The organism is Mycolicibacterium houstonense (assembly GCF_900078665.2).
Taxonomy (GTDB): domain Bacteria; phylum Actinomycetota; class Actinomycetes; order Mycobacteriales; family Mycobacteriaceae; genus Mycobacterium; species Mycobacterium houstonense.
Window position 1 is genome coordinate 2,479,444 of sequence record NZ_LT546207.1, and the last position, 11,968, is coordinate 2,491,411.

Annotated in this window: 12 protein-coding genes; 6 read left to right on the plus strand and 6 right to left on the minus strand. The window is 67.9% G+C overall.

The annotated features are described in order from the left end of the window. The first annotated feature begins 66 nt into the window (after positions 1–66). The gene (locus tag BN4332_RS12425) at positions 67–1,170 is read left to right on the plus strand and encodes a sensor histidine kinase (RefSeq protein ID WP_066898726.1); all 1,104 of its coding nucleotides are present in this window, start codon (positions 67–69) and stop codon (positions 1,168–1,170) included. Here BN4332_RS12425 and BN4332_RS12430 read toward each other — a convergent pair. From BN4332_RS12430 to BN4332_RS12450, 5 genes are all read right to left on the minus strand, one after another. Continuing rightward, positions 1,167–1,847, minus strand: coding sequence for a DUF305 domain-containing protein (locus BN4332_RS12430; protein WP_066898735.1), 681 nt, complete (start codon positions 1,845–1,847; stop codon positions 1,167–1,169). The two genes, BN4332_RS12425 and BN4332_RS12430, sit on opposite strands and share 4 nt — an antisense overlap. Positions 1,848–1,920: 73 nt before the next feature. Continuing rightward, positions 1,921–3,060 (minus strand): adenylate/guanylate cyclase domain-containing protein, encoded by a 1,140-nt coding sequence (locus BN4332_RS12435; protein WP_066898727.1) that lies wholly within the window; start codon positions 3,058–3,060, stop codon positions 1,921–1,923. A 4-nt stretch (positions 3,061–3,064) separates the two neighbouring features. After that, positions 3,065–4,345 carry a GAF domain-containing protein gene (locus tag BN4332_RS12440; protein WP_066898728.1) on the minus strand — a complete coding sequence of 427 codons (1,281 nt, stop codon included), beginning with the start codon at positions 4,343–4,345 and terminating at the stop codon, positions 3,065–3,067. 45 nt (positions 4,346–4,390) lie between these two features. After that, the gene (locus tag BN4332_RS12445; RefSeq protein ID WP_066898729.1) at positions 4,391–5,170 is read right to left on the minus strand and encodes an acetoin reductase; all 780 of its coding nucleotides are present in this window, start codon (positions 5,168–5,170) and stop codon (positions 4,391–4,393) included. Next, positions 5,167–6,222, minus strand: coding sequence for a 2,3-butanediol dehydrogenase (locus tag BN4332_RS12450; RefSeq protein WP_066898730.1), 1,056 nt, complete (start codon positions 6,220–6,222; stop codon positions 5,167–5,169). The genes BN4332_RS12445 and BN4332_RS12450 overlap by 4 nt, the downstream gene beginning before the upstream one ends. A 142-nt stretch (positions 6,223–6,364) precedes the next feature. Here BN4332_RS12450 and BN4332_RS12455 point away from each other — a divergent pair, with 142 nt between their 5' ends. The 3 genes from BN4332_RS12455 (at position 6,365) to BN4332_RS12465 (ending at position 9,467) form a co-directional block, all read left to right on the plus strand. After that, positions 6,365–8,194 carry a flavin-containing monooxygenase gene (locus BN4332_RS12455; protein ID WP_066898731.1) on the plus strand — a complete coding sequence of 610 codons (1,830 nt, stop codon included), beginning with the start codon at positions 6,365–6,367 and terminating at the stop codon, positions 8,192–8,194. 83 nt (positions 8,195–8,277) lie between these two features. Further along, positions 8,278–8,982 (plus strand): polysaccharide deacetylase family protein, encoded by a 705-nt coding sequence (locus tag BN4332_RS12460; protein WP_066898732.1) that lies wholly within the window; start codon positions 8,278–8,280, stop codon positions 8,980–8,982. Then, positions 8,979–9,467, plus strand: coding sequence for a DNA-deoxyinosine glycosylase (locus BN4332_RS12465; protein WP_066898733.1), 489 nt, complete (start codon positions 8,979–8,981; stop codon positions 9,465–9,467). Before BN4332_RS12460 ends, BN4332_RS12465 begins: the two co-directional genes overlap by 4 nt. On the opposite strand, the gene BN4332_RS12470 is transcribed toward BN4332_RS12465, so the two are convergent. Further along, positions 9,464–9,739 (minus strand): ribosomal protein L7/L12, encoded by a 276-nt coding sequence (locus BN4332_RS12470; protein ID WP_066898734.1) that lies wholly within the window; start codon positions 9,737–9,739, stop codon positions 9,464–9,466. The two genes, BN4332_RS12465 and BN4332_RS12470, sit on opposite strands and share 4 nt — an antisense overlap. An 88-nt stretch (positions 9,740–9,827) precedes the next feature. On the opposite strand from BN4332_RS12470, the gene BN4332_RS34870 reads away from it, so the two are divergent. Both BN4332_RS34870 and BN4332_RS12480 read left to right on the plus strand, forming a co-directional pair. Continuing rightward, entirely contained in the window at positions 9,828–11,144 is a 1,317-nt protein-coding gene (locus BN4332_RS34870; RefSeq protein ID WP_084459259.1) for an HNH endonuclease signature motif containing protein, read from the plus strand. A gap of 32 nt (positions 11,145–11,176) precedes the next feature. Further along, positions 11,177–11,968: DUF222 domain-containing protein (locus BN4332_RS12480; RefSeq protein WP_160110839.1), on the plus strand; the 792-nt coding region annotated here is incomplete at its 3' end.

Consider the following 11,968-nt stretch of genomic DNA (forward strand, 5'->3'; position numbering starts at 1 on the left):
CCCGCGGTGCGTGATGACCGTGCGCGGCGTCGGATACCGGATGGGCACCGGGCAGGACACCCAGCGATGACCGCCGGCCTGCGGACCCGGCTGCTCTCGGCGCAGGCCCTGGTGCTGGCCACCGGCGCGAGCACCACCGGCCTGGTGGCCGCCGTCGTCGGGCCGCCGCTTTTTCGCGAACATCTGCACCGCGCCGGGGTATCCGGAGACTCGGCCGAGCAGATGCATGCCGAAGAGGCCTACGTATACGCCACCTTCATCTCGGTCGCGGTGGCGCTGGGCGTGGCGGTGCTGGCCGCCCTCATCGTGACCTGGTATCTCGGCAGACGCCTGCAAAAGTCGCTGACCCAGGTAGCTCAGGCGGCCACGGCGATCGCCGACGGCCACTACGACTCCCGCGTCCCACCCGCGCACCTCGGTGACGATTTCGACTCCCTGGCAAACTCTTTCAATCAGATGGCGGGGCGGCTGGAGGCCGTCGACGCCGGCCGCCGCAGGCTGTTCAGCGATCTGGCCCACGAGATCCGCACCCCCGTCTCGGTGCTGGAGGCCTACTTCGAAGCCATCGAGGACGGCGTGAGAACCCTTGACCCCGAGACCGTCTCGATGCTGCGTCAGCAGACCCACCGGCTGGTCCGGTTCGCAGGCGACGCCGCCGCCCTGGCCCAGGCCGAGGAGACCCCGGCCACGGTGACCCCGTCCCCGGTGGCTGCGCATACCGTGGTCGCGGCCGCGGTCGCCGCCGCCCAGGACCGCTTCGACGACAAAGGCGTGGGGCTGCACCGGCGGGTACCCGAGAATCTGCCGTCCCTGTGGGCCGATCCGCACCGGCTGGCGCAGATCCTGGGCAACCTGCTCGACAACGCTCTGCGCCACACCCCGGCCGGGGGCCAGGTGACGATCGAGGCGGGCATGAGCGCGGACTCCGATACGGTCGAACTGACCGTGACCGACACCGGTGAGGGAATCCCGGCCGAGCATCTGCCCCATGTCTTCGAACGCTTCTACCGCGCCGATACCGCCCGCGACCGCGACCACGGCGGCTCGGGCATCGGCCTGGCGATCGTGAAGGCCCTGGTCGAGGCCCACGGCGGGCGCATCAGCGTGACCAGCTCCAGCGCCGGTCCCGACGCCGGGACGACCTTCACGATCATCCTGCCGACCGGTTAGAGCGTGCCCAGGATCTGGCGCATGGTGTCGATCTCCTGCTTCTGAGTCGCCACGATGGTGCGGGCCATCTCGACCGCCGGCGGGTACTGACCGTCGTCGATCTCGTCCTCGGCCATGGTGATCGCGCCCTCGTGGTGGGCGATCATGTGCGTCAGGTACAGCTTGGCCGCCTCGACGCCCTGTGCGTCACGTAGCGCGTTCATATCGGCCTCCGACACCATGCCCTCCATGGCGGGCATGTCTTCCGGCATGCCGCCTTCGGGCATGCCGCCGTGGCCCATGTCACCGTGCCCCATGTCGCCCTTCGGGGTCGACGGCATCGGCGGCATCGGCGGGTTGCCCCAAGCCTGCAGCCACCCCTGCATCTGGGCGATCTCGGGACCCTGCGCGGCCTTGATCTGGGTGGCCAGCTCACTGACCCGCGGATCGATGTCCTTCTTGGTCAGCAGACCTTCGCTCATCTCGACGGCCTGCTGATGGTGCGGAATCATGTGCTGCGCGAACATCACATCGGCGTCGTTGTGTGCCTCGCTGGTGACTCCCGGGCTGGCCGCCGCAGACGTGGTCGACGTGGTCGTCACCGGCTCGGCGGTCCGGTCGGCGCTCTCGTTGCCACAGCCGGCCAGCAGGGCCGTCGCGACCGCCGCGCCGGCGCTCAGCATCATCAGTTTCGACATCGGTACGCGTTCCTCCATCACATCGTGTTCAGGCGTCTCCACCTCAACCCTGCCGAGGATCGATGTGGCTGCCCTAGTCGTTCGATGAAGATTCGATAAAGCTCTGCGCCCGGCGGGCCCGGAACAGCTTGACGTCGTTCTTGACGCCCTTGAGGTGACGGGCACCGGCGAACGACCAGCTGAACCGGTTCGCGTCACCGTCTGACTCGGCGATCGCGGTCCGGGTGGATTCGGCCACCAGCACCGTTCCGGCCCGCGCCGCCCCGGTCACCCGGCTGGCCAGGTTCACCGAACCGCCGAACCAGTCACCGGCCCGGCGCACCGCCATCCCGGTGGCCAGCCCGACCCGCAGGCGCGGGAAATCCTCGTCGGTCTCGGTCGTCGCCACCAGCTTCAGCACGGCATCCAGCAGCGCCGCCGGATCGGGGCTGACGAACATCACCGCGTCGCCGATCGTCTTGATCAGCCGCACCGGCGGCACGGCCACCTCACGCGCCGCATCGGCGAGTCGATTCGCCAGCCGCTCAAGGTCTTCGGGTTGCACCACCTCACCGAGCCGGGTGAAACCCACGATGTCGGCGAACGCGATGGTGACCGACCGGGCGCCGGGCAGTGGCACGCCCTCGGCCCGCTCGGAGGCACTGACCGCCTCGGTCTCCATCGCATGCCGCAACTGGACGAACAACATGTCCCGGATCATCGGGCCGATCAGCGGCGCCGCCTCGGCCACCAGCGCCTCGGACGCCTTCGCGGTCTCCAATTCGGTGGCCCCCGGTGTCAGCACCGCCGACAGCGCCGCATAGCGCATCACCTCGGCGGCCCGGCCGAGCCCCTCGCTCAGCACCCGGGTGATCAGCACGACCTGATCCGGGTCGATGCCCAGCTCCAGGAAGCGCTCGGCGAAACCCACCGCCTCGGCGTCGGCCCGCAACAGCACCGCGGCATCGGGATCCTCGACTGTGGGCAGACCCATCGCGCGCTGCAATCGCTGCACCAACGCGACGTCGAGCCCGGTCTGCTCGCTGATCTCGCGAGTCGACACGTAGGTTCCGTCGTCCCCGGCCACCCGGCGCGAGGCCAGCAGCATCGGCGTCACCGCCTGCCGGATCTGGTCGGCGGTGATGCCGCGACCCAGCAACCATTCGACCAGCTCGGCACGCTGTGCACCCGCCTCGCCGTCGAGGCCATCAAGAAGACTCGGGTCGGCCGTCATCAGGTCAAGGTATACCGCGCACCGCGTGAATCGCCGGAGCTGTCGATGAGGTCAGCAGAGCGGACATGTCTTGGGGATAGCGGACGTCGACGATCACCGAATCCCCGAAGCGGTACGGCTTGCCGGCCACCAAACCGACGAACTGCTTACGCAGCCGCGACATCTCGGCCCGCACCGTCACCACGCGGGACCGGTCGCCGTAGAGGTCCTCGGCCAGCTCGGGCGCCGACCGGCCCTGTCTGCTGGTCGCCAGCACCAGCAGGATCTCGGCATGGCGGCTGGAGATGCTGCGCCGCCAGCTGCCGAACTGTCCGGCCATCTCCAGCGATGGTTCACCATCACGCAGGTCGAGGATGACCCGCGACGGTGCGGCGGTGGATTCGGCGTCGTCGGCGACTCGGACCAGCCAGCCACCCGGCAACGACTCCACATCGCACATCCCCAGCGGCGGGATCCAGACCCTCCCGGGCAACCCGTTCTCCGGCAACAGGATCCGATTGTGCATCGGCAGCGAGTCGACGGCGGCCACCCATCCGTCGACGTCGACCGCCAGCGCGGGCCGTCCCACCCTGGCCAGGATGGGCGCCGCCACCGTCCGCAGCACGTTCAACGTGCGGTCGTGCGCCTCGCGCAATTGGGATTCGGCCAGCCGGGCGACCAGATCCACCAGCGCCACCGTGGTGGGGTGCACCGTGGCGGCCGGACCCGAGACGTCCACGATGCCGATCACCTGACCGGTTCGCGGGTCGCGGATCGGGGCGCCGGCGCACGTCCACGGGTGGTGGCTGCGCAGGAAATGTTCGGCCGAGAAGATCTGTACCGCACGGTGCGACGCGAGTGCGGTGCCGATCCCGTTGGTGCCCACCGCGTTCTCACTCCAGGTGGCACCCTCGATGAACCCGAGCCGGTCGGCGAGACTGAGCACCCGCGGCGATCCGGACCGCCACAGCACCCGCCCGCGCGCATCGGCGATGACCAGGATGTTGTCGCCCTCTTCGATCACCGATTCGAGCCCGCGCGTGACATCGTCGAGCACCGCCAGCAGCCCGGACTGCTGCCGCAGCAAGTCGAGCCCGGCGGTCTCCACCCGCGGCGGAGTGTGGCGGTCGGGGTTTATCCCTTTGGCCCGCAATCTGTTCCACGAGTCTTCGATGACCGCGCGAGGACGGGCGGGCGCGCGATCTCCCGACATGGTCGCGTCGTACACGGCCGACAACAGCATGGCGTAACGCCGCGGGTCCTCACCGGAGGAGACCGCGGGTTCGGGAACCTGCGAACCTGCCATCACCGCTGATTGTGCTCCACATCACAGCGATGCGCCACGGCGCCCCTACCGATAGACCAGCCCTCCGTCGATCAGACCGGCCTGACCGGTCATGTAATCGGCGTCCGGGCCGGCCAGATAGGACACGAATCCGGCCACGTCCTCGGGAGTTTCCGGCCGGCCGAGGGCGATGCCGCCCGCGTACTTCTGGAACGTCTCCCCTTCAGCCGCACCGGTGAGCTCGGCGAACCGCTTGTCGATCTCGATCCACATGTCGGTGCCGACGATGCCCGGGCAGTACGCGTTGACGGTGATGCCGGCCGAGGCGTACTCCTTGGCCGCGGCCTGGGTCAGCCCACGCACCGCGAACTTGGTGGCGCTGTACACCCCGAGCATCGCGAAGCCGTCGTGCCCGGCGATCGAGGAGGCGTTGATGATCTTGCCGGGCCGGCCCAGCTCGACGAATTTGGCTGCCGCGGCCTGGATTCCCCACAGCACGCCGTCGACGTTGATCTTCCATACTCGTGCCACGTCCGCGGGCGTGACCTCTGCGATCGGGCCGACCAGTGCCACCCCGGCGTTGTTGACCATCACGTCGAATCCGCCCAGCGCGGCGGCGGCATGTTCGATCGCCGCATACACCGCCTCGCGGTCGCTCACGTCGGCGACGAAAGTCGTTGTCTTGGACCCGATTTCGGTGATCTCCTGCGCGACGGCATTGATTCCGTCCGCCGTCACGTCGACGAGCGCGACATCGGCGCCGTCCCGAGCGAGCCGCAGGGCGATACCCCGGCCGATCCCCCGGCCGGCTCCGGTGACCAGTGCTACCTTGCCGTCCAGTGTCACGATGCTTCTCCGTTCGGGTTGACCAGGACCTTCATCTTCTTGCCCGCGTGCAGGGCTTCGAATCCCTCGTCGATGACGTCGTCGATCGCGATGGGCGTCACCCATCCGGTCGTGTCGTAAACCCCTTGTGCCATCAGGTCGATGACGGCCTCGAAATCCGCCGAGGTGTAGCAGAGTGAACCCTGGATCCGGGATTCGTTCATCACCAGATTGAGCAGCGGTGTCGGTAGCGGTTTCTCGTAGATCGCGACGCTGACGGTCGGCTTGCGCGCGCCGACACAGGCCGTGGCCGCCGCGATTGCCGGCGCCACGCCCGCGGCGTCGTATGCCGCGTCAGCGCCGCGTCCCTCGGTGTGATCGGTGATGAACGCAGGCACGTCGATGGTCGTCGGATCCAGCGTCCGCGCCCCGAGCGTCTCGATGGCCGCCCGCCGCGTCGGCGACGGCTCGACCACGTAAACCTCGTCAAGCCCCTTGCCCCGCAGCGCAAACCACAGCCCGATGCCGATCGGACCGGCCCCGAAGATCACCGCGGTATGCAGCGGACCGACCTCGCCCAGCGTGGCGGCGTGATAGGCAACCGACATCGGTTCGACGAGCGCGCCCAATTCCAGCGAGACGTTGTCGGGCAGCCGGTGCAGCATGTCGGCGGGCACCACGGCGTATTCGGCCATGCCACCGTCGGACATCAGCCCGTGGAATCCGATCTGCTGACAGACGTTGTACGTGCCTGCGCGGCATGGTGCGCACCGGCCACACCGGTAGATCGGCTCGATCGCGACCCGGTCGCCCGGCTCGTAGCCGGTGACGCCTGCGCCGACGTCGGTGATCGTCCCGGAGAATTCGTGGCCCATGGTCAACGGCAGCTGCTGCCCGGTCAACGGATGCGGCTCGGTGGGCACGAAGATCGGGCCCGCATAGTATTCATGCAGGTCAGTGCCGCAGATTCCGTTGAATCCGACCTTGATCTTGACGGTGCCGGGCTTCGGGTCGGGCTCGGGGACATCGGCCACTTCGACCTTGTTGGGTCCGTAGTACACGGCTGCTTTCATGGTGGTCGTTTCTAGGCCAGCGGGCGCGGCGGCGTAAGGGTTGCAATACGTTGCGAGCCTTGTTTGCGCAGGCAAACGTCATGGACGCTGCAACCCCGTGCAACCCTTGTCGCGGTGTTTGACACGGTGTGGGCTGACTCACATGACTCAGACCACCGCTGCACCACTGGCCACGCTGTCACCGCAGGAACGGGTTGACGCCTGGTTGGCCGACTTCGAGTCCGCCCTGGCAGATCGGGACATCGACCGCGTCGTAGGCAAGTTCGCCACCGACAGTTTCTGGCGCGACCTGGTGGCGTTCACCTGGAATCTGAAGACCGTCGAGGGCCGCGAGGGCATCGCCGACATGCTGACCGCACGGCTGCACGACACCGACCCGACCGGGTTCCGCACCAGTGAGACCCCGACCGAGGATTTCGACGGCGAGCACGTCATCACCTCGGCGTTCATCGAGTTCGAGACCGCGACCGGGCGTGGCAAGGGCCATCTGCGGCTTCGGGACGAAGAGGGCTGGACCCTGCTCACCACGCTGCAGGAACTCAAGGGCCACGAGGAAAGAAAGGGCGCCACCCGGCCGCTGGGCGCGGTCCACGGCTCCGATCCCGACACCCGGTCGTGGGCCGAGAAGCGGCTCGACGAGGAGCTGACGCTGGGTTACTCCGAGCAGCCCTACATCTTGGTGATCGGCGGCGGCCAGGGCGGCATCGCGCTCGGGGCCCGGCTCCGCCAGCTCGGCGTGCCCGCGATCGTCGTCGACAAGCACGAGCGGCCGGGCGACCAGTGGCGCAAGCGTTACAAGTCGCTGTGCCTGCACGACCCGGTCTGGTACGACCACCTGCCCTACCTGCCGTTCCCGCCGAACTGGCCGGTCTTCGCGCCCAAGGACAAGATCGGCGACTGGTTGGAGTTCTACACCCGGGTCATGGAAGTGCCGTACTGGAGTTCGACGACGTGCCTCTCGGCGTCCTACGACGAAGCCGAACAGCGCTGGACGGTCGAGGTGGACCGCGCCGGCAGCCGCGTCACGCTCCATCCCACGCACCTGGTGCTGGCGACGGGGATGTCGGGCAAGCCCAACGTCCCGACACTGCCCGGCCAGGAGATCTTCCGCGGCGATCAACACCACTCCAGCCACCACCCCGGCCCCGACCGATACGTCGGTAAGCGCGCCGTGGTCATCGGGTCGAACAATTCGGCGCACGACATCTGCAAGGCGTTGTACGAGAACGACGTCGATGTGACGATGGTGCAGCGGTCCTCGACGCACGTGGTCAAGTCGGACTCGCTGATGGAATTGGGGCTGGGCGACCTGTACTCCGAGCGTGCGGTGGCGGCGGGAATGACCACCGAGAAAGCGGATCTGACATTCGCGTCACTGCCCTACCGCATCATGGCCGACTTCCAGCGACCCATCTACGACGCAATCCGTCAGCGCGACAAGGACTTCTACGCCCGCCTGGAAGCCGCCGGATTCGACCTGGACTTCGGCGACGACGATTCCGGCTTGTTCATGAAGTATCTGCGCCGCGGCTCGGGCTACTACATCGACGTAGGCGCCTGCGAGCTGATCGCCGACGGCAGCGTCAAACTCGCGCACGGCGAGGTGGACCGCCTCACCGAGAACTCGGTGATCCTGGCCGACGGCACCGAACTTCCCGCCGATGTGGTGGTGTACGCCACCGGATTCGGCTCCATGAACGGCTGGGCGGCCGACCTGATCAGCCAGGAGGTCGCCGACCGGATCGGCAAGGTCTGGGGCCTGGGCTCGGGCACCACCAAGGATCCGGGGCCGTGGGAAGGCGAACAACGCAACATGTGGAAGCCCACCCAACAGCCCAACCTGTGGCTGCACGGCGGCAATCTGCACCAATCCCGCCATTACTCACTGTATTTGGCGTTGCAGCTCAAGGCCCGCTACGAAGGCCTGGCAACGCCGGTGTACGGACTGCAGGAGGTCCATCACCTGAGCTGACGACCCACGACATGGCGCCCCGAACGTGACATCTCCCCCACACCCGTTCGGGGCGCCCGCGTGGGTACGGGTATACAGGCAGGATGCGTCGATGGCTGTGGGGGGTGGCGGTAGCGCTGGTCGTCATCCTGGGTGTGACGGCATGCGGGTACTGCGTGTCGAACGCACGGACATTCCAGTTGGCCGGCCGGTTGGTGGACCGCGTCGAGACACCCGACAAGGTGGTGGCGCTGACCCTCGATGACGGCCCGACGGATCTGACGCCCGAGGTGCTGAAGATCCTTGCCGACGTTCGGGTGCCGGCCACCTTCTATCTGACCGGCCGCGAATTGGACGCCGCACCCGAACATGGCGCGGCCATCTGGGCCGCCGGCCACGAGATCGGCAATCACAGCTACTCGCATCAGCGCATGGTGCTGATGTCGCCAGGCACCGTGGCCGATGAGATCGAACGGACCGACGCCGCGATCCGGGCGACGGGGTACCAGGGCCCGATCACCTTCCGGCCGCCCTACGGAAAGAAGCTGTGGACCCTGCCGCGCTACCTGTCCACCCATGATCGGACCTCGGTCACCTGGGACGTCGAACCCGACTCGGCCACCGAGGCCGACGCGGATGCGATCGTCGCCGAGACGGTTTCACGTGTTCGGCCGGGTTCGATCATCCTGCTGCACGTCATGTACGGCAGCCGGGCGGCGTCGCGGTCGGCCATCCCGCGAATCGTCGACGAATTGCGCTCGGCAGGCTATCGATTCGTCACCGTGTCCGACCTGCTCGCCAGTCGATGAGCGAGCTCCTGCACGGGCTGGCGCCGCTCGTCGGCGACCGGCCGCGGGTGCTGATCCTGGGCAACATGCCCAGCGTGATGTCATTGGCCTCCGGCGAGTACTACGGCAATCCCCGCAACACCTTCTGGCGGATCACCGGCTCGGTCTTCGGTTTTGGTGCTGATGCACCCTACGCAGAACGGGTGGCCGCCCTGTGCGCACACGACATTGCGGTCTGGGATGTGCTGCGTTCCTGCCGGCGCATCGGCAGCCTGGACTCCGCGGTGGAGCGGGACAGCATGGTGCCCAATGATTTCGCCGCATTCTTCGCCGCACACCCCACGCTCGAGCGGCTGGTGTTCAACGGCGCCGCCGCCGAGGCGAACTACCGGCGGTTGGTCGGCACTCCCCCGATGCCCTGCCTGCGGGCACCGTCCACCAGCCCGGCTCAGACCATGCGGTTCGAGGACAAGCTGGCGGCGTGGAGCCTGGCGCTGGGTAGTTAGGCCAGCCGTTCGACGACGTCCTTGGCCTCCTTGAGCCCCAATCCGGTCTCATCACGCAACAGCTTGATCGCGGCGATCTTGTTGCCCTGAAGGGCGAGCTGGCGGACCATCTGGCTGGCCATCATCTCGGCGGGCTGCCCCGTCGGCGGCAGCGAAACCGGGTGCCCCGCTGCCGCGGCGGCCCGCTCCAGCGCGGCGACTCGTCGCTCAAGTTGCTCGACGCGACGGCGCAGATCACTCGAATCGTCGTGGTTCCCACCGAAAAGGCCCATGCGCCAAGTGTGGCGCCTACCAAGATCGTCGTCACCCTGAACCTCTTTCCGCGTAATCGTGTCGGTGGAGCGGGGTAGTGTCGAACACATGTTCGAGGGTGATTCCGGTGCCGCGCTGATCGACCAGATCAGTGCGGCCGCCCGCGCCGAATCGGTGGCCATCGCCGCCCGACTGGCCGCCATCGGAACACTGGACTCACTGCGCGAACAGGAACTGATCGACTCGATCTTGTGGCGCACCGATCCGTTCGAAGAGGTGGCCGCCGAAATCTCAGCAGCAATGCGGATCAGCCGGGGCCGCGCCGGCACCCAGATACACCACGCCCGAGTACTGCGCGACAAACTGCCCCAAGTCGCGGCCCGGTTCGCCGTCGGCGACATCGACTACCGGGTGATACGCATGATCATCACCCGCACCGGCATCGTCGATCCGGCGGTGTGGGCCGGGCTGGATACCGAACTGGCCGCCCGCGCCCACCGATGGATGCGACTGTCCGAACGGCAGTTACGTGATCGGGTCGATCAGTGGGTCGCCAAACTCGACCCCAACGGGCAGCGGGTCCCGCCCGACATCACCGAGGAACGGTTCGTCCAGATCGAACCGGGCAGCCCCGGCAAAGCCACCATCTGGGCCAACATCGACGCCGCCGACGCGGTGGCACTGGATCAACGCCTGGACGCCCTGGCCGCCACGGTATGTGCCGATGACCCGCGCACCCGCGAACAGCGCCGCGCGGACGCGATCGGTCCGCTGGCCAGGTTGGACGCCCACCTGTCGTGCCGGTGCGGTCGTGACGACTGCCCCGCCACCCAGACACGGGCCGCCGCGGATGCGGCGATGCTTCACCTGCTCGCCGAGCAGGCAACCGTGGCGGGCACCTCGAACGCTCCCGGATATCTGCTGGGGTATGGCATCGTGCCGGCCGAGACGGTGCGCAACCTGGCCAGCAACGCCAAGATCAAGCCCGTCCGAATGCCAGCCGAGCCCACCGAACCTGCCGGGCCGACCGAACCGACTGGGCCGACCGAACCGACCGAACCGACTGCCCCTGTCGGGCCCACCGATCCGGCCGCCGAGCCCGGGTATCGCCCCTCAGTCGCCTTATCGGAATTCATCCGCTGGCGCGACCTGACATGCCGGTTCCCCGGCTGCAACGCCCCCGCGGCGCGCTGCGACATCGACCACACCACACCCTGGCCGCACGGACCCACCCACCCGTCCAACNCAGCGAAACCGGGTGCCCCGCTGCCGCGGCGGCCCGCTCCAGCGCGGCGACTCGTCGCTCAAGTTGCTCGACGCGACGGCGCAGATCACTCGAATCGTCGTGGTTCCCACCGAAAAGGCCCATGCGCCAAGTGTGGCGCCTACCAAGATCGTCGTCACCCTGAACCTCTTTCCGCGTAATCGTGTCGGTGGAGCGGGGTAGTGTCGAACACATGTTCGAGGGTGATTCCGGTGCCGCGCTGATCGACCAGATCAGTGCGGCCGCCCGCGCCGAATCGGTGGCCATCGCCGCCCGACTGGCCGCCATCGGAACACTGGACTCACTGCGCGAACAGGAACTGATCGACTCGATCTTGTGGCGCACCGATCCGTTCGAAGAGGTGGCCGCCGAAATCTCAGCAGCAATGCGGATCAGCCGGGGCCGCGCCGGCACCCAGATACACCACGCCCGAGTACTGCGCGACAAACTGCCCCAAGTCGCGGCCCGGTTCGCCGTCGGCGACATCGACTACCGGGTGATACGCATGATCATCACCCGCACCGGCATCGTCGATCCGGCGGTGTGGGCCGGGCTGGATACCGAACTGGCCGCCCGCGCCCACCGATGGATGCGACTGTCCGAACGGCAGTTACGTGATCGGGTCGATCAGTGGGTCGCCAAACTCGACCCCAACGGGCAGCGGGTCCCGCCCGACATCACCGAGGAACGGTTCGTCCAGATCGAACCGGGCAGCCCCGGCAAAGCCACCATCTGGGCCAACATCGACGCCGCCGACGCGGTGGCACTGGATCAACGCCTGGACGCCCTGGCCGCCACGGTATGTGCCGATGACCCGCGCACCCGCGAACAGCGCCGCGCGGACGCGATCGGTCCGCTGGCCAGGTTGGACGCCCACCTGTCGTGCCGGTGCGGTCGTGACGACTGCCCCGCCACCCAGACACGGGCCGCCGCGGATGCGGCGATGCTTCACCTGCTCGCCGAGCAGGCAACCGTGGCGGGCACC

Bases quoted from the DNA above. Each gene is read 5' to 3' on its own strand.
- BN4332_RS12425 (WP_066898726.1), top strand. From the start codon at position 67: ATGACCGCCGGCCTGCGGACCCGGCTGCTCTCGGCGCAGGCCCTGGTG.
- BN4332_RS12430 (WP_066898735.1), bottom strand. From the start codon at position 1,847: ATGTCGAAACTGATGATGCTGAGCGCCGGCGCGGCGGTCGCGACGGCC.
- BN4332_RS12435 (WP_066898727.1), bottom strand. From the start codon at position 3,060: ATGACGGCCGACCCGAGTCTTCTTGATGGCCTCGACGGCGAGGCGGGT.
- BN4332_RS12440 (WP_066898728.1), bottom strand. From the start codon at position 4,345: ATGGCAGGTTCGCAGGTTCCCGAACCCGCGGTCTCCTCCGGTGAGGAC.
- BN4332_RS12450 (WP_066898730.1), bottom strand. From the start codon at position 6,222: ATGAAAGCAGCCGTGTACTACGGACCCAACAAGGTCGAAGTGGCCGAT.
- BN4332_RS12455 (WP_066898731.1), top strand. From the start codon at position 6,365: ATGACTCAGACCACCGCTGCACCACTGGCCACGCTGTCACCGCAGGAA.
- BN4332_RS12460 (WP_066898732.1), top strand. From the start codon at position 8,278: ATGCGTCGATGGCTGTGGGGGGTGGCGGTAGCGCTGGTCGTCATCCTG.
- BN4332_RS12465 (WP_066898733.1), top strand. From the start codon at position 8,979: ATGAGCGAGCTCCTGCACGGGCTGGCGCCGCTCGTCGGCGACCGGCCG.
- BN4332_RS12470 (WP_066898734.1), bottom strand. From the start codon at position 9,739: ATGGGCCTTTTCGGTGGGAACCACGACGATTCGAGTGATCTGCGCCGT.